The following is a 16,878-nucleotide window of genomic DNA, read 5'->3' as shown; positions in this document are numbered from 1 at the left end:
TTCCTGCGCAACTCGGTCCAACTCGTCCACAAACCGCCCATCAGCCGTTACGGTGTGCCGAAGTCCTTGTCGTACGGGCCGGTAACGCCCGCGACGGCAGGGACCGTCACGGGTCGGGGGCGACCGGGTTCGGGGGGCGCGGTGGGTTCCACGAGGATGACGTCTGTGGCCGGTTCTGATGAGGACGGCGACAGACGAAACGTTTCTGATGCGATGGGTGTCGTGGTGCTCGGGGCCTGCGCCATCTGGTCCCTGGTCACGGCGGCCGCGCACGACGGCCGCCCGGAGGGCGTCCTGCTGGCGGTCCTGGCCGTGGGTGCCGGTTACGCCGCGGGACGTATCTGCGGAGCGCTGCTGCCGGTCGCCGCGCCCTCCGCCGGCGCGCTGGCCGGGCTCGGCCTCACGGTGGGCCTGCCGCACCTCACCCCCGGGCCCGAGATCGTCGCGCCGCTGGGACACGCCGGTGCCACCGCCGCCCTGCTGACCCTGTCGGCAGGCGCCGCGTGCTGCGCCGCCTGGTCCGCCGACGCGCCTGCCCTTCGGCTCGCCCTGCGCGCACTGGCCGCCGTGATCGCGGTGACCGCGGCCGTTCTCGGTTCGGTCGGCGGGTTCGCCGCCTGCACCGCGGTGCTGCTGTGCTCGCTCGCCGCGGGCCGGACGCGTCACCGCGGCGCGGGCCTCGTGGCGCTGGGCCTGTCCGCGGCCCTGGTGACGTCTCTGACCTGGGCGGTCGCCGGTAACGCGGTGCCGGACGGGCTCGAGGTGTCCCTCTCGGGCCGACTGACCGAGCACCGGATCGAGCTGTGGCACGACGCGCTGCACATGGCGCACCACGAGGCGGCGCTGGGCGTCGGCCCGGGACGGTTCGGGGAGCTCAGCACGACGGCCACCCAGTCGCTGCTGTCCGACGGAAAGCCCCACTCGGCGCCGCTCCAGCAGGCCGCCGAACAGGGAGCCGTCGGCCTCGCCCTGCTGGCGACGGCCTTCGGCTGGATGCTCTACGCGCTGTGGCGCACCGGACGGCCGACACCGGTCGCCCTCACCGCGGGCGCGGCCCTGACGGCGCTGGCGGCGATCGCCTGTGTCGGCAACGCGCTGAGCTTCACCACGGTGTCGGCGGGCGCGGGGCTGCTGGCCGGACTGGCCACGGCACGCCCCTTCGTCGAGGAGTCACCGGACCGCGAGAAGGACGCGCACGCGCGTGGTGGTCTGACTCCGTGACCACGGCGACTTCACGACGGGGCGCCTGCGGGCCCGGGCGCCTCAGTGGGTGGCGCCGGCGGTGCCCGAGCGCAGCCGGGCCCGGATGACCCGTACGGCCGACTCCGCGTCGTCCACGGTGATGGTGAAGGTGTGGCCGTCCCACAGTTGCAGGACCACGCCCTCGCCACGCCGTACGACGACCGCGGTGCCCTTCTCGGGACGCCAGCGGTAGCCCCAGCCACCCCAGTGGCGCGGGGTGACGTGCGGGTCGAACTCGGCGCCCGCGACCTGCGCCAGGGGGATGCGGCGGCGGGGCAGGCCCATGTGGCCGCAGCGCACTTCCAGGCACTCCTTGTCGACCTTCAGAGCGACGTGCACGAAGGCGAGGGTGCCGAAGAGGACCAGCAGCCCGGCCGCGATGCAGCCGACCACGGACATGACGAGCGGGGCGACGCCCGACGTCCAGGCCGAGTCGACGGCCAGCTCGATGCCGAGCGCCAGACAGGCGGCACCGACGAGTGCCAACAGCCACTGGATCCGGTTGGAGGCCCGTCCGGTCCAGACGTCGGGGTGCGGGGCGTTCTCGCCGCGGGGGTGGTCCCTCATGCTTACGAGATTACTCAGGTTTCGCTGTGCGGGTAGCGCGTGGCGGAGAGTGACTGCTCCGGGTGGGGGCACGGGATGCCGGACGTCCTCTTTGTCCGCGCCGGGCGCGTGTCCCAGGTGCCTGGGCCGTCCGCCCGGTCAGCGGGCGGGGCTGACCGTCTTGAGGAGCCGGCCCTCCTCGTAGGCCAGCGCGGGCTCGGGCAGGCTCCCCTCGCGTCCGCTCAGCAGCACCGTCAGGGTCCCTTCGGCCGCCGCCCGGGGGGCGGGCTGCTCGCCGAGCCGGCGGAGCGCCTGGGCGGCGACCGCTCCCGCGGAGCCGTGCAGGACGAGCGGGGGGAAGCCGGGGCGCTGCACGGCGGCGCGGATGCGCTCGGAGACCAGCTCGTAGTGGGTGCAGCCCAGGACTACGGTCGTCACCTCGTCCGGGGTCAGGGCGGCGGCAGCGGCGACGGCGGCCTCGATGGCCGCCTCGTCGGCGTGCTCGACCGCCTCGGCGAGACCGTGGCAGGGCACCTCGGTGACCGCCACGCCGTCGGCGAAGTCGTCGATGAGGTTGCGCTGGTAGGGGCTGCCCGTCGTGGCGGGCGTCGCCCAGATCGCGAAGGGGCCGCCACCGGCGGCGGCCGGCTTGATCGCGGGGACCGTGCCGATGACCGGGATGCCGGGTTCCAGGCGGGCGCGCAGGGCCGGCAGGGCATGCACGGTGGCGGTGTTGCAGCCGATGATCAGGGCGTCGGGCCGGTGCGCGGCCGCGGCCTCCGCGACGGCCACCGCGCGCCGGGTGAGGTCCTCGGGGGTCCTGGGGCCCCAGGGCATGCCGTCGGGATCCAGGGAAAGCACGAGATCTGCGTCGGGTCGCAGACGCCGTACCGCAGCGGTGGCCGCCAGCAGCCCGATCCCCGAGTCCATGAGCGCGATCTTCACCCCGCCACGATAGACGATGCGCCCTTGCGGGCCGGGCCCGTGGGGCAGACTGCGCGCGTGAGCGTCATCGTGTGGACGGCCGCCGGATCCCTCGCCGCCTGGCTGTGGCTGCTGCTCTGCCAGGGCTTCTTCTGGCGCACGGACGTCAGACTGCCGCCCAGGACCGAGCCCGAGGACTGGCCGTCTGTCGGTGTCGTCGTCCCGGCGCGCGACGAGGCCGGGGTGCTGCCGGCGAGTCTGCCCACGCTTCTCCTCCAGGACTATCCGGGGCGGGCGGAGGTCTTCCTCGTCGACGACGGCAGTTCGGACGGCACCGGGGAGCTGGCGCGGGAACTGGCCCGGCGGCACGGAGGGCTGCCGCTGATCGTGACCTCGCCCGGCGAGCCGCCCGCGGGCTGGACCGGCAAGCTGTGGGCGGTGCGCCACGGCATCGGACTGGCACGCGCGCGTGCCCCGGAGTACCTACTGCTGACGGACGCGGACATCGCCCACGCGCCGGACAGTCTTCGCCATCTGGTCGCGGCGGCGCGTACCGGCGGTTTCGACGTCGTCTCCCAGATGGCCCGGCTGCGGGTGGCGAGTCTGTGGGAACGGCTCGTCGTGCCGGCCTTCGTCTACTTCTTCGCACAGTTGTATCCGTTCCGCCGGATCGGCAGGCGGGGAGCACGGACGGCGGCCGCGGCGGGCGGCTGTGTGCTGCTGCGTACCGAGGCGGCAGAGCGGGCGCGGATCCCGGACGCCATCCGGCACGCCGTGATCGACGACGTGGCACTCGCGCGGGCCGTCAAGGGCGGCGGCGGCCACATCTGGCTGGGGCTGGCGGAGCGGGTGGACAGCGTGCGCCCGTATCCGCGGCTGTACGACCTGTGGCGGATGGTGTCGCGCAGCGCGTACGCGCAGCTGCGGCACAACCCGCTGCTGCTGACCGGAACGGTGGCCGGGCTGGTGCTGGTGTATCTGGTGCCGCCCGCGGCCCTGGTCGCGGGTCTGGCGACGGGACGTACGGCGGCCGTGGTTCTCGGTGCTCTCGCGTGGCTGGTGATGACGGGGACGTACGTCCCGATGCTCCGCTACTACGGTCAGCCGCTGTGGCTCGCTCCTCTGCTGCCGTGCACCGCGTTCCTCTATCTCCTCATGACGGTCGATTCGGCGGTGCAGCACTACAGGGGACGCGGTGCGGCGTGGAAGGGCCGCACCTACGCGCGGCCGGACGCCGTCGTGGGTGACGAGACCTGAGCGGTCACTTCCTGCCCGGGGTCCAGTTCATGCCCCATCCGTAGGCGTGGTCGACGGTGCGCTGCGGGCTCACGCCGCGCTCGGGCACCAGGTAGCGGGCTTCGCGCTGGACGACCAGGTCGCTGCCGGTGTTGGTGATCAGGGCGAGCGCGCACACCGTCGACGGGACCGTGCATTCGTCGAGGGAGAAGTCGATCGCGGCGCCGTGCTGCGGCTGGAGGGTGACCGTGGCGTTCAGGTCGGCGAAGGACCTCGCCCCTTCGTAGATGGTGACGAACACGAGGATGCGGCGGAAGTCCCGTTGATGGTCGAGGTTGACGGTGAGGTTCTCGCCGCTCGCGACGGCACCGGTGCGGTCGTCGCCGTCGAGGTGGATGTACGGAGGTTGGTGCAGGGCGCCGAAGGCGTTGCCGAGCGACTGCACGACTCCCTTGCCGCCGTCGGCGAGTTCGAACAGGGCGCACAGGTCGAGGTCGAGGTCGGCGTGCATGGCGACCGCCCGGCCCAGTTTGCTGCCCCACCCCGAGAACTGCTTGCGCATCTCCCAGTTGAGGTTCACGCGCAGGGCGCCGGAGGTGCCGCCCTGTTTGGTGAGCGAGACGGAGGGGGCGGCCTTGGTGAGTGTCACTTTGGTGAGGCGGACGGGGGGTGCCGAGGGAGGGGCCGACGGCGCGGGCGCAGGGTTCGTGACCGGCGCGGGAGTGATGACCGGCGCGGGAGTCGTGACCGGCGCGGGAGTCGTGACCGGCGCGGGAGTCGTGACGGCCGCTGTCTGCTGGGGTTCGTCGACGGTGATCCCGTAATCCGTGGCGAGGCCCTCCAGTCCGCTGCCGTAGCCCTGGCCGACGGCACGGAACTTCCAGGCGCCCTGACGGCGGTAGAACTCGCCGAGTACGAAAGCGGTTTCCACAGTGGCGCCGGTGCTGTCGAAACGGGCGACCACCGTGGACCGAGCGGCTTCCCGTACCTCGATATAGAGGTCCGGCACCCCCGCGAACGTGCCGCCGTCCGCGGAGGCGGCGAGGACGACAGTCTCGATCGCGGGCTCCACGCGCGCGAGATCGACGACGAGGGTGTCGGTCACCCGGCCACCCTCGTCCCGTTTGCCCTCGTGACGGACCGCGCCGGAGGCGTGTGCCGGCTGGTTGTAGAAGACGAAGTCGGCGTCGGAGCGGACCTTCCCGCCGGCCAGCAGCAGCGCCGAGGCGTCCACGTCGGGGACGCCGGGACCGGAACGCCACCCCAATTCGACGCGCAGTGCCGTCGACGGCACCGGAACATTTGAACCCTTGAGCATTGGCATGTCCGCCCCCTCACGTGTAACCCGCGCCGGAAACGCCCCGGCAGTCGCCTCGGGATGCCGTACCCCGTCAACCTATTCCCCCGGACGGCTAACTCGTATGAGCAGCACAGGAAGACGGTTGATCAACCGCCGGTAACCTCCCGGGAACTCGGCCTTTACGTGAGAAACGTCTTGCGCGGCGCCCCTTTTTGCCAAGTTCGCTCGCATTGGGGGTCCCACGTCACTGCCGACCCGGAAAACAACCCTCTTATCGGTCTCCCCAACCAGCACATCGTGGGCTTAACTTATGTGCCATGACCTCCCCCCGCTCCACTTATGGCTCCACTTATGGCGGCGGCTACTACTCCGCCTCCTTCCCGGACACTCCGATCTACGACTCGCTCGTGGCCGAGCGGGGTACCCCGCAGATCGCCCCGATCCGGGTCCCCGCCGCGTACGACATGCCGGGCAGCCACCTGCCCGCCCTGCCGTCGGCACTCCCCGCCCTTCCGGCGGGCCCGTCCCAGCCCGCCTACGGCTATCCGCAGGCCCAACAGCCCTCCCCGCTGCAGCAGGCGCCCGGGGCGTACATCCCGCAGCAGGCCGGCGCGCCACGGGGTTACCCCGGGCCGCAGGCACAGCAGCAGCCGCGGCCGGCAGGCCCCGGCATGGGTACGGGGTACGAGGCGATGCGCCCGGCGGCGCCGCGCCCCGCACCGGCTCCTTACCAGGACCCGTACAACAACCAGCAGTACCGAGGCGGCTACTGATTCCTGTCCGGGCTGTCGGCGGCGGCTGGCACGATGGCCCCATGGGGAACGCGCAGCTGCAGTCGATTCATGTTCATCCGGTCAAGGCGTTCCGGGGCCAGGCGCCCCGGGAGGCCGTCGTGGAGCCCTGGGGGCTGGCCGGTGACCGACGCTGGGTACTGGTCGACGACGGGGGAAAGGTCGTCACACAGCGCGAGCAACCGCGCCTGGCGCTGGCCGCCGCCGAGCTTCTGCCCGGCGGCGGCATTCGTCTGTCCGCGCCCGGCATGGACGCGTTGACCGTGCCCGTGCCGCGACCGGACGGCACCGTGCCGGTGAACGTCTTCCGCGACAAGGTCGAAGGGGTCCCGGCCGAGGGCGACGCCGCGCATGCCTGGTGCAGCGCATACCTCGGTGCGGAAATGCGCCTGATCCACATGGCCGACCCCGCCACGTGCAGGCCCGTCGACCCGGAGTTCGCGCTGCCGGGTGAGACCGTCTCGTTCGCCGACGGCTATCCGCTGCTGCTCACCTCGGCGGCGTCCCTCGATGCCCTGAACTCCCTCATCGCCCAGGGTGATCACGCGGCCGAGGGCCCGCTGCCCATGAACCGCTTCCGGCCCAACGTGGTGGTGTCGGGCACCGCCCCCTGGGCCGAGGACGACTGGTCGCGCGTCTCCATCGGTGACGTCACCTTCCGGGTCGCCAAGATGTGCGGGCGGTGCGTCGTGACCACCACCGACCAGAGCACCGCCGACCGCGGCAGGGAGCCGCTGCGCACCCTCGGCCGGCACCGGCGCTTCGGCGGCAAGCTCGTCTTCGGACAGAACCTGGTGCCCCTCTCCCCCGGCACGATCCGGGTCGGCGATCCGGTGACCGTGCTCGGCTAGAGCGGATCGGGCCGAGCGGGTCCGGTCGGGACGGGGAGCGGATTCGTGGGAACCCCGGCCGGGGGTCCGGGCGTTGGGTTCCGTGAGAAGTTCATGAGAGGACCCGGCCACAGGTGATTTCGCTCTCTCTTTGGCCCGGCCCGCACGTGAACGACTCCGCCGAGGGTTATCACGGAGCGGGAAGGGGGGTGCGAGACGGTGCGAGCGATCAGTGGACTCTGGCGCTGGCGGCACAATCCGCTGCGCCGCGCGACCGATCTGGCCGAGGCATGGGCGGCCCTCGTGGCCCTGCTGCTGATCCTCGTCGTCGGCCCCGTGATCGGCTCGCTCGTCGGCGGCGTCGCCCAGGACGCGTTGCAGAGGTCCGTGCGGGAGCAGCGCGAGTCGCGTCACCTGGTGACAGCCACCGTGGTCCGCAAACTGGACCGCTCCGCTCTGGACGCCGACCCCGAGACCTCCTCCGGCCGGGATCTGCGCAGCCGGGTGGAGGCCGACTGGACCGCACCGGACGGCACCGCGCACCACGGCACGGTGATAGCCGCCCTGCAGACACCGCACCGCGGCGACCATTTCACGCTCTGGACGGACGCGCACGGCCGCATCGCCGCCCGCCCGCTCGACTCCGCCACGGCGACCACACACGCCGTGCTCGCCGGGGTCGGTGCGGCCCTGCTCACCACGGGCCTCGTCGAGACGGGCAGACGGCTCATGGTGTGGCGCATGGTCCGCGCCCGGTACGCCCGTTGGGACCGGGCCTGGGAGCGGGCGGGCCCGGACTGGGGCAGGACCGGCACCGGCAGCTGACAGCCTTCCGGCTCTGGTCAACCCACCGCCTGCGCGCACGCTACGGTGGACCGGCCGAACGTATTCGGCATCAACCCGCGTACCACGAGGTGGGGGCACAGCAACGCCATGGCACAGGGCACGGTCCAGGTGACGCACACCGGCACATCGCGCTGGCGGCGCCGCACGGGTGAGTACGCGTCGCTCGCCGCCGCCCTGGAGGCCGCGGCCGAAGGCGATGTCCTCACCGTCGCCCCCGGCACCTACCGGGAGAACCTCGTCGTCCAGCGGGCGGTGACCCTGCGCGGCCCCGAGGGCTCCCCCGGCTCGGTGCGCATCGCGCCCCTGGACGGCGTGCCGCTGACCGTGCGTGCCTCGGCCGTGGTGCAGGACCTGCACGTGGAGGGCCAGGACGCGGCAGCGCCCGCCCTGCTCGTCGAGGAGGGCACACCGGAACTCACGGACATCCGGATCGTGACCCGCTCCGCGGCCGGGATCGAGGTGCGCGGCGGCGCACGGCCGACCGTGCGGCGCTGCACCGTCGACAACCCGGCCGGCATCGGCATCGCCGTGGTGGACGGCGGGGGCGGGGTCTTCGAGGAGTGCGAGGTCGTCGCGGCCGGCCAGGCCGGCGTCGCGGTGCGCGGCGGCGGACACCCCCGGCTGGACCGCTGCCGGGTGCACCACGCGTCGGGCGTCGGCCTGTCGGTGACGGGCGAGAACTCCGCGCTGGAAGCGGTCGGTTGCGAGGTCTACGAGGTCCGGGGCAGCGGCGTCCAGGTCACCGGCCGGGCCACCGCACACCTCACCGACTGCGATGTGCACCGCACCACGGCGGACGGCGTCACCCTCGACACGGACGCGGTGCTGACCCTGGCGGACTGCCGTATCCACGACATCCCGGAGAACGCGGTCGACCTCCGCTCGCGTTCGGTACTGACGCTGACCCGGACGACGGTGCGTCAGTTCGGGCGCAACGGGCTGTCGGTGTGGGACCCGGGCACGCGCGTGGACGCCAACCAGTGCGAGATCTTCGACAGCACGGGCGACTACCCGGCCGTCTGGGTCAGCGACGGCGCCACCGCGGTCCTCGACTCCTGCCGGGTGCACGACGTGCCCGACGCCCTGTTCGTCCTCGACCGCGGCTCGCGCGCGGACGTCGTCGACAGCGACCTCTGGCAGGTGCGCAACACAGCCGTCTCGGTGAGCGACGGCGCCACCGCGCAGCTCGACGACTGCCGCATCCGCGACGCGGCGACAGGCGCCTGGTTCCGCGACCACGGCAGCGGCGGCACCCTCAACAACTGCACGGTGGACGGCACCCAGACCGGCGTGATCGTCACCAAGGGCGCCGACCCCACGATAGAGCGCTGCACCGTCGATTCCCCCGCCGAAGCGGGCTTCTACGTCTCCGCCGGCGGCCGGGGCAGCTTCCTGAACTGCCGGGTCACGGGCAGCGGAGGCTACGGCTTCCATGTGATCGACGGCAGCCGCACGACGCTGAGGAAGTGCCGCACGGAGCGGTGCGCGCGCGGTGGCTACGAGTTCGCGGACGCCGGCCCGGACGCGGGATCGGGTGCGGGCCCCGTGGTCGAGGACTGCACCAGCGACGAGAGCGGCGGCCCGCGACCGCCGGCGGCGGCCGAGACCGCCGTACAGAGGGTGTCCGAGTCCCCCGGCCTGCTGGGCGCGATCCCCGGGCAGCGCACCACCGAGCAGGAGCCGCTGGTCCCCGGCGCGGAGCCGGAGAAGCCGTCGCGGACCTCGAAGGCGGTGCTCGGTGAACTGGACGCACTGGTGGGCCTGGACAGCGTCAAGCGCGAGGTCCGGGCGCTCACGGACATGATCGAGGTGGGCCGGCGCCGGCAGGAGGCGGGCCTGAAGGCGGCCTCGGTCAAGCGCCACCTGGTCTTCACGGGGTCCCCGGGCACCGGCAAGACGACCGTCGCCCGTCTCTACGGCGAGATCCTCGCCTCCCTGGGCGTGCTGGAGAAGGGCCACCTCGTGGAGGTGTCCCGTGTCGATCTGGTCGGCGAGCACATCGGATCCACGGCGATCCGCACCCAGGAGGCCTTCGACAAGGCGCGCGGCGGTGTGCTGTTCATCGACGAGGCGTACGCGCTGTCGCCGGAGGACTCGGGCCGGGACTTCGGCAAGGAAGCCATCGACACGCTGGTGAAGCTGATGGAGGACCACCGGGACGCGGTCGTGGTGATCGTCGCGGGCTACACGGCCGAGATGGAGCGGTTCCTTTCGATCAACCCCGGTGTGGCGTCCCGCTTCTCACGGACCATCACCTTCAGCGACTACAACCCCGAGGAGCTGCTGAGGATCGTCGAGCAGCAGGCCGAGGAGCACGAGTACCGGCTGGCGCCGGGCGCCTCGGAGGCCCTGCTGAAGTACTTCACGACGCTCCCCAAGGGCCCGGCCTTCGGCAACGGCCGCACCGCCCGCCAGACCTTCGAGGCGATGGTCGAGCGGCACGCGAGCAGGGTCGCGCAGGTCGCCGACCCGAGCACGGACGATCTGACGCTGCTCTACGCGGAGGACCTTCCCGAGTCCTCCTGAGGCCGCTGCGCCGGTACGTCCGGCCGCAGCCGGGCCAGCAGCCGTTCCCGTTCCTCCGCGAACGCCGGGTCGGCCTGGTAGTCGGAATGACCGAGGATCGGCGCGGGCAAGGGGTGTTCGTCGGTACGGCCGTAAGCCAGCGGGTCCCTGAGCGCTTCGCGGTCCACCTCGGGGCCGCAGTCGCCGGGCAGCCGGACCGGACCACCGATCGGATCGGTGGGCCGGTGCAGGTTGCGCCAGCAGTCGACGTCGTGGTGCAGCGCGCTGAGCGCGGCGGGGCCGAAGTGGGCCGGGAACCAGCGGCCGTAGAGGCGCTCCAGCGGGGAGCCGTAGGTCAGCAGCGCGACCCGTTTGCGGACGGACGGCTTCAGCTGCCAGGCGGCCGCGGCGGCGAGCACGCTGCCCTGTGAGTGTCCGGACAGGACGAGCCGGCCGCCGGTGGCGTGGGTCCAGGTGGCCATGCGCCAGGTCAGGTCGGGCACCGCGCGTTCGGCGTAGCAGGGCGGTGCGAAGGGATGGGCGGCGCGTGGCCAGAAGGTTCCGACGTCCCAGAGGATGCCGATGGTGCGGCGCGCGGAGGCGTCCTTGTAGGCCCGTCGGCCCCAGGTGACGAACAGGATGAAGCCGAGTCCGATCAGCCAGGAGCCCAGTGCCTGTGCGGTCTGGGCGACGCCCTCGACGAACGCGGGTGTCCGCCGGGCGGCCTCGGCGGGTACCCGGTCGGTGGTCATCGCGCCGACCAGGGCCCCGGCGCCGAGCAGGAGGGTCGTGGTGGAGGTGACCGCGACGAGCAGGGGTCCGCGGTCGGTGAGCGTGGCCGCCGCGCGGATCCGTGCGATGCGGCGGGTGCGGGTGGTGTCCTTGGGCTCGCCCGGGTAGTCCCGTTCCACCCTGTCCAGTTCGGCCCGGCGCAGGAGCCAGGTCCGCCACGCCAGCCAGCCGCAGAGCACCAGCAGGACGACGAGCAGCGGCGGAATGACGGATGCCTGCCAGGTGAGCAGGACCGGCGGGCCGGGGATGTTCGTGCCGGTGCCGTCCAGCCAGTCGGCGACGCGCTGGGAGACGCCTCCGGACATGACCCCGCCGAGCGCGCAGGCCAGCATCGCGACGGCGGGCCCGCCCAGCCCGCGCATCGCGGCACGCGCGTCGGGACGGGCGCGGTGCAGGACATGGGCGACCGCGCCGAGGGCGATGACGAGCAGGCCCTGGAGCAGGGCGATGCCGCCGAAGGTCGCGTCGCCCGGCAGCCGGTCGGCCGATTCCCATCCGGGGCGCTCCCAGCCGGCGTACACGGCGGCGAGCACGAGCAGGACGACGGCGGTGAGCGGCAGGCCACGTACAAGACGGGCGTCGAGCTCCTGGTCGAGGCGGTGTTCGCTGCGGCCCCGGCGGCAGACCACCCACACCACGCCCACCGCGGCGGCGACGAGCGCCGCTTCGAGGAGCCGGCCCAGTGCGTCGAGCAGCACGGGTCCGCCGGGCCGGTGGTCGAACCGTGCCGCGGCCGTGCCGACAGCGGCGGCGACCGTCAGCAGTCCGGCGGCGGTGTGGGCGGCCCGCAGCCGGGCCACCAGGCGGCGTCCGTACCAGAAGCCGGGCCGGCCGAGCGCGGTACGGCCGGTCTCCTCTTCGGGTTCGGACGTGCGGGACATCGGCTGCTGGGACTCGTACGCGCTCCAGGTACGGTGCGACAGGTACCACAACAGCCAGGTGAGCGCGGCGGGGACCAGTGCCGCGAGGGTGAGGCGGCGGCCGGGCCGGCTCCACCAGCCGCCGTCGGAGACGGTGGGCGACAGGAAGCCGAGCCAGGAGTGCCGCTCGGCACACGCACGCGTGCCCGCGCACTGCCAGGCCGCGAGGTCGAGGGCGACCTCGCAGACCGCGGCGACGAGCAGCACGGTCAGGGTCAGTCCCGCGAGCCGCACCAGCAGCCCGTACAGACGCACCGTCCGTCTGCGCCCGCGCGCGGTGGGGCGCATCCAGTGGGCGAGATTGACCACCATGAACGGCAGCAACAACAGCCACAGGGCGCGGGTGCCGTTGCCGGAGGTGAGGTTGCACCAGACGTACGCCTCGGGCACCGGCCGGCCGCGGTGGTCGTGCGGTCGGGACTCGGCGTCGGCGTCCTCGGCGCGTCGGAAGACGGCCGCCGTGTCGTCGCCGGTGATCCGGACGGTGCGCGGATCGTCGAGCATCTTCTCTGGTGTGGTGCCGCCGACTCCGTGGACGAGGAGTTCCAGGGCGGTTCCGGATTCGTCGGGCCTGGTGGCGGAGCCGTCGGCTCCGGCGGTCGAGGCACGTTTCTGCGCACGTTCCACTGTTCGCACTTCCCCCGTGACGCGCTGTCGGCATCTGTTCGTGCGGGGACAAGGATCGCTGTTCGTCGCGAGCCGCACACCTGTCGTCACGGAATCTCCCCGATCCGTGTGACGGCCGACGGCACGGATGTCACCCGGGTGGCACGCGTGCGTCGGGACGGTCGGTGGCGCGACCCGCACCGCCGCGTGCGAGGATGGGACGTCCCGCGCACCAGGACCCGGCAAAATGTCCTTGTCACAGGCGGTGCGCAGGGCGTGTCGGACGGGTTGAGGCGAAAGGACCGGAGCGTACGTGAGCGAGAATCAGAACCTCCTCGCTGAGCAGCGACGTGCCCTGATCCTGGACGAGGTGCGCCGCCGAGGCGGCGTCCGTGTCAACGAGCTGACCCGCAAGCTCGGCGTGTCGGACATGACCGTACGACGTGACCTCGACGCGCTGGCCCGGCAGGGCGTGCTGGAGAAGGTGCACGGCGGCGCGGTCCCGGTGGTCGAGGCGAGCACCCACGAGCCCGGCTTCGAGGCGAAGTCGGGTCTGGAGCTGACCGCCAAGGAGGACATCGCGCGGGCCGCGGCGGAGCTGGTCGTTGCGGGCAGCGCGATCGCGCTCTCGGGCGGTACGACGACGTTCGCGCTGGCGCACCGGCTGGTCGACGTGCCGGACCTGACCGTCGTCACCAACTCGGTGCGGGTGGCCGACGTCTTCCATGTGGCGCAGCGCACCTCGGGACCCCGTCAGGGTGCGGCCACGGTCGTGCTGACCGGCGGGGTGCGCACCCCGTCCGACTCGCTGGTGGGTCCGGTGGCGGACCAGGCGATCGCGGCGCTCCACTTCGACCTGCTGTTCCTCGGAGTGCACGGCATATCGGTCGAGGCCGGCCTGTCGACGCCGAACCTCGCGGAGGCCGAGACCAACCGGCGCCTGGTGCAGTCGGCGCGGCGGGTCGTGGTGGTCGCCGACCACACCAAGTGGGGGACGGTGGGCCTGAGTTCGTTCGCCGCGCTGGAGCAGGTCGACACGCTGGTGACGGACGCCGGGCTGCCCGGCGAGGCACGCGCGGAGATCTCGGAGCATCTGCGGCGGCTGGTCGTCGCGGGCGAGCCCGGTGAGGGTGCAGACGAGTGACTGACCGTCAGCTAGGGTGACGCTGCCCGGTCAACGCCCGCCTCCCCCAAGGAGGTTCCGTCCATGGCCCGTCAGCTGCGCCCGGTGGGGATCGAGTTCGTCGAGACCGCCCCGGTACGCCTGGTGTTCGCGCGGGAGATCTCCGCTGCCCCCGGTACGGTCTTCCACGCCTTGGCCGAGGACGTGCCCGGCTGGGCCGAATGGTTCGGGGCGGTGACGCTGGCCCGGTCCTGCGACGACGGGACCCGGCGTGAGATCCGGCTCAAGGGCGGGACGCGTTTCCTGGAGACGGTCCTCGTCGCGAAGGAGGCCGAGGTCTACGCCTACCGCGTCGACGAGACCAACGCGCCCGGCCCTCGCGCGCTGGTCGAGGAGTGGCGGCTCGTCCCGGCGGGCGCCGGCACCCGCGTGCAGTGGACCTTCGCCGCGGACGGACCGGCGGCGTTCCGGCTGGCGCTGACGTTCGCGCGCGGGGGCCTCGGCCGGGCCTTCCGGGAAGCCGTCACCTCGCTCGAACGACGGCTGACGGCGCGCTAGCGCCAGACGCCCGACTCCAGCAGCGAGGCGATCGCCGCCGTGTACGGCGCGATGTCCAGGCCCTGTTCGGCGAGCCAGGCGTCCGAGTAGTACTTGTCGAGGTAGCGGTCCCCGGGATCGCACAGCAGGGTCACCACACTGCCCTGCCGGCCCTCCGCCACCATCTCGGCGATGATCTTCAGCGCGCTCCACAGCCCGGTGCCCGTCGAACCGCCCGCCCTGCGACCGATGGCCTGCTCCAGGGCGCGTACGGCGGCGACGCTGGCCGCGTCCGGGACCTTCATCATCCGGTCGATCGCACCGGGCACGAAGCTCGGTTCCATGCGGGGCCGGCCGATGCCCTCGATGCGTGAGCCGCAGTCGCAGGTGACGTCCGGATCGCCGGTGGTCCAGCCCTCGAAGAAACACGAGTTCTCCGGGTCGGCGACACAGATGCGGGTGTCGTGCTGCATGTAGTGGACGTAGCGCGCGATGGTCGCGGAGGTGCCTCCGGTGCCGGCTGTGGCGACGATCCACGCGGGCTCCGGGAACCGCTCCAACTGGAGCTGGCGGAAGATGGATTCGGCGATGTTGTTGTTGCCGCGCCAGTCCGTGGCCCGTTCGGCGTAGGTGAACTGGTCCATGTAGTGGCCGCCGGTCTCCACCGCGAGGCGGGCGGACTCCTCGTACATCTTCCGCGAGTCGTCCACGAAATGGCACTGGCCGCCGTGGAACTCGATGAGGCGGATCTTCTCGGCGCTCGTCGTGCGCGGCATGACGGCGATGAAGGGCACGCCGATCAGCTTCGCGAAGTACGCCTCGGAGACGGCGGTCGAGCCGCTGGACGCCTCGATCACCGGGCGGCCGGGACGGATCCAGCCATTGCAGAGGCCGTACAGGAAGAGGGAGCGGGCGAGCCGGTGCTTGAGGCTGCCGGTCGGGTGGGTCGACTCGTCCTTCAGGTACAGGTCGATGCCCCATTTCTCGGGCAGCGGAAAGCGGAGCAGATGCGTGTCGGCCGAGCGGTTGGAGTCGGCCTGGACCTTGCGCACGGCCTCTTTCAGCCAGCCGCGGTAGGCCGCGTCGCTGCGGTCGACGTCGAGGGTTTCGCCGGTCCGGGTTCTCTGCGGGGTGCTCACGGCGGGGCTCCTTATGCTGCGCGCCGACGGCGCGTCGCGCGGCCGCCACCTCGATCATAGACACCTTCTGCACGCTTCTCACCTGCATAAACACGCCTTTGAGCACCTCAAAGGCATCCCTGGGGCTGGGCGGCACCGGGAGGTGGGGGCGCATTCGCGCGAGTGCTCCGGGCGCTCTCGGCGAGGGGCCGTGCGCACTGGTGCGAGACGTCGGAGGCAGGCAGACTGCCCGACGGGACGAAGGTCTCCCACGGGGGCGCACACTGGATCGCGACACGAACAGGTCAACGGCCCACTCGGAGCAAGGGCCGGGACACCCACACGCACAAGGGGGCGGGGCGGGATGGCGGAGCCGGAGTTCACGGCCACGGGCGTGCGGATCGGGAAGCGGCTGCGCTCGCTCACCCGGGCCGGCCAGGTCCGGATCAGCGACGGTCGGCTGGAGTTGCTCACCAGTTACGGCAGTGAGATCGACAGCGCGCCGGTGCAGGCGGTGCGTGCCTCCAAACCGTGGTTCGCCCCGGAGGACCGGGCCCTGGCGGACCTCAACGGCAACCGCTACCTGTTGACCCTGGGCGAGCACGACCCCGCTCCGGGTGAGCCCGGGCCGCCCGCGGCGCGCCGGTTCATCGAGGCCGTACGGCGGGCCGCAGGGCGTAGCGACTGAAACACCGCGAGTTGCGGGACCGCACCCCCTGGGTCACTCTGGTCTCACGTCACTCTGGGTTTACCGGCGATAACGCTGCGAACCAGCCCGCCGGGCCACGACAGCAGGCGCCGTTTCACGCAAGGCACGCTGCTGGATCGATCCGAAACTCCGTGTTCTTCCGGACCTACGTCGGGGAGTCGCAGCCGTGATCAGTCACCCAAGCAGGCACTGCGCGGTGGAGCTACAAGCCCTGCCGTCGCGGATCGGCCAGGTCCGCAGAATCGTATCGGCGCAGTTGCGCTACTGGCATCTGGATCCCCTCATAGACCGAGCCGCGCTCGGTGTGACGGAGTTGTTGACCAACGTCCACCGGCATGCCCAGCCCGACAAGACGTGCACCGTGGAGATCGAGCTGCTGCTCGACCGCCTGACGGTCTCGGTGCGCGACCACGACCCTCGGCTGCCGGTCGTGGAGGACGCCGAGACGTTCGCCACGTGCGGGCGCGGGCTCGCGATGGTCGCGGCGGTCAGCGAGAGCTGGGGCGCGCGGCCGGAGGGCGAGTCCGGCAAGGTCGTGTGGTTCACGCTGCCGACGCCCTCGTCCGCGCGACCGGCCGCGCGACCGCCGCGGCGGGCGGTCGCGGACAAGCCCGCGCACCGGTTCGTGGAGGTCGCGCACACCGTCGATCTGCGCAGGCCCGAACACGCTCCCGCCCGGTCGGCCGTTGCCGGCTGACCGGGCGGTGACCTCTCTTTCGGTTCGTTCGCCTACGGGGCGCCCAAGCCGGTGTCGGGGGGGGGGGTGTGGGGAGGGGGGGGGGGGGCGCGCCCGTCGGGCTGCGCCCCGCACGCCCCCCCCCCCCGCGACAGACAGCCGCCCCCGCTAGGCAGA

General features: G+C 72.4%; 15 protein-coding genes. 10 read left to right on the top strand and 5 right to left on the bottom strand.

Annotation, left to right across the window (positions count from 1 at the left end):
* The first annotated feature begins 213 nt into the window (after window positions 1-213).
* Window positions 214-1,221 (top strand): O-antigen ligase family protein, encoded by a 1,008-nt coding sequence (locus ACFWWR_RS38805; RefSeq protein WP_384308371.1) that lies wholly within the window; start codon window positions 214-216, stop codon window positions 1,219-1,221.
* 42 nt (window positions 1,222-1,263) lie between these two features.
* Here the strand turns inward: ACFWWR_RS38805 and ACFWWR_RS38800 are convergent, their stop codons facing one another.
* A complete protein-coding gene (locus ACFWWR_RS38800; RefSeq protein WP_383877090.1) occupies window positions 1,264-1,809 on the bottom strand; it encodes a hypothetical protein in 546 nt (181 codons plus the stop codon).
* A gap of 138 nt (window positions 1,810-1,947) precedes the next feature.
* A complete protein-coding gene (locus tag ACFWWR_RS38795; protein ID WP_384308368.1) occupies window positions 1,948-2,733 on the bottom strand; it encodes a glutamate racemase in 786 nt (261 codons plus the stop codon).
* Between the two features lie 57 nt (window positions 2,734-2,790).
* Between ACFWWR_RS38795 and ACFWWR_RS38790 the strand changes: the two genes are divergently transcribed.
* Window positions 2,791-3,969, top strand: a complete 1,179-nt coding sequence (locus ACFWWR_RS38790) for a glycosyltransferase (protein WP_384308366.1) — start codon at window positions 2,791-2,793, stop codon at window positions 3,967-3,969.
* A 4-nt stretch (window positions 3,970-3,973) separates the two neighbouring features.
* Here the strand turns inward: ACFWWR_RS38790 and ACFWWR_RS38785 are convergent, their stop codons facing one another.
* Window positions 3,974-5,266 (bottom strand): TerD family protein, encoded by a 1,293-nt coding sequence (locus tag ACFWWR_RS38785; protein WP_384308415.1) that lies wholly within the window; start codon window positions 5,264-5,266, stop codon window positions 3,974-3,976.
* Window positions 5,267-5,565: 299 nt separating this feature from the next.
* On the opposite strand from ACFWWR_RS38785, the gene ACFWWR_RS38780 reads away from it, so the two are divergent.
* The 4 genes from ACFWWR_RS38780 to ACFWWR_RS38765 all read left to right on the top strand — a co-directional run bounded on the left by ACFWWR_RS38780 (window position 5,566) and on the right by ACFWWR_RS38765 (window position 10,241).
* Window positions 5,566-6,021 carry a DUF6643 family protein gene (locus ACFWWR_RS38780; RefSeq protein WP_383877096.1) on the top strand — a complete coding sequence of 152 codons (456 nt, stop codon included), beginning with the start codon at window positions 5,566-5,568 and terminating at the stop codon, window positions 6,019-6,021.
* A 41-nt stretch (window positions 6,022-6,062) separates the two neighbouring features.
* Window positions 6,063-6,890 (top strand): MOSC domain-containing protein, encoded by an 828-nt coding sequence (locus ACFWWR_RS38775; RefSeq protein ID WP_383877098.1) that lies wholly within the window; start codon window positions 6,063-6,065, stop codon window positions 6,888-6,890.
* A gap of 198 nt (window positions 6,891-7,088) precedes the next feature.
* The gene (locus ACFWWR_RS38770; protein ID WP_383877100.1) at window positions 7,089-7,694 is read left to right on the top strand and encodes a hypothetical protein; all 606 of its coding nucleotides are present in this window, start codon (window positions 7,089-7,091) and stop codon (window positions 7,692-7,694) included.
* 108 nt (window positions 7,695-7,802) lie between these two features.
* Window positions 7,803-10,241 carry a right-handed parallel beta-helix repeat-containing protein gene (locus ACFWWR_RS38765; protein ID WP_384308363.1) on the top strand — a complete coding sequence of 813 codons (2,439 nt, stop codon included), beginning with the start codon at window positions 7,803-7,805 and terminating at the stop codon, window positions 10,239-10,241.
* On the opposite strand, the gene ACFWWR_RS38760 is transcribed toward ACFWWR_RS38765, so the two are convergent.
* A complete protein-coding gene (locus ACFWWR_RS38760) occupies window positions 10,211-12,559 on the bottom strand; it encodes a hypothetical protein (protein ID WP_384308361.1) in 2,349 nt (782 codons plus the stop codon). The two genes, ACFWWR_RS38765 and ACFWWR_RS38760, sit on opposite strands and share 31 nt — an antisense overlap.
* 292 nt (window positions 12,560-12,851) lie before the next feature.
* On the opposite strand from ACFWWR_RS38760, the gene ACFWWR_RS38755 reads away from it, so the two are divergent.
* Both ACFWWR_RS38755 and ACFWWR_RS38750 read left to right on the top strand, forming a co-directional pair.
* Entirely contained in the window at window positions 12,852-13,682 is an 831-nt protein-coding gene (locus ACFWWR_RS38755; protein WP_383877105.1) for a DeoR/GlpR family DNA-binding transcription regulator, read from the top strand.
* Between the two features lie 63 nt (window positions 13,683-13,745).
* Complete coding sequence (locus ACFWWR_RS38750; protein ID WP_384308358.1) at window positions 13,746-14,219, top strand: SRPBCC family protein; 474 nt, start codon at window positions 13,746-13,748, stop codon at window positions 14,217-14,219.
* On the opposite strand, the gene ACFWWR_RS38745 is transcribed toward ACFWWR_RS38750, so the two are convergent.
* Complete coding sequence (locus tag ACFWWR_RS38745; protein ID WP_383877108.1) at window positions 14,216-15,337, bottom strand: PLP-dependent cysteine synthase family protein; 1,122 nt, start codon at window positions 15,335-15,337, stop codon at window positions 14,216-14,218. The two genes, ACFWWR_RS38750 and ACFWWR_RS38745, sit on opposite strands and share 4 nt — an antisense overlap.
* Before the next feature lie 343 nt (window positions 15,338-15,680).
* On the opposite strand from ACFWWR_RS38745, the gene ACFWWR_RS38740 reads away from it, so the two are divergent.
* Window positions 15,681-16,004 (top strand): hypothetical protein, encoded by a 324-nt coding sequence (locus ACFWWR_RS38740; RefSeq protein ID WP_383877110.1) that lies wholly within the window; start codon window positions 15,681-15,683, stop codon window positions 16,002-16,004.
* Between the two features lie 187 nt (window positions 16,005-16,191).
* Entirely contained in the window at window positions 16,192-16,722 is a 531-nt protein-coding gene (locus ACFWWR_RS38735; protein ID WP_383877112.1) for an ATP-binding protein, read from the top strand.
* Window positions 16,723-16,878: the final 156 nt, after the last annotated feature.

It is taken from the genome of Streptomyces sp. NPDC058678 (assembly GCF_042714835.1).
Taxonomy (GTDB): domain Bacteria; phylum Actinomycetota; class Actinomycetes; order Streptomycetales; family Streptomycetaceae; genus Streptomyces.
Note: the sequence above shows the minus strand (reverse complement) of the source record. Positions and strands in the feature narration are given on the sequence as shown.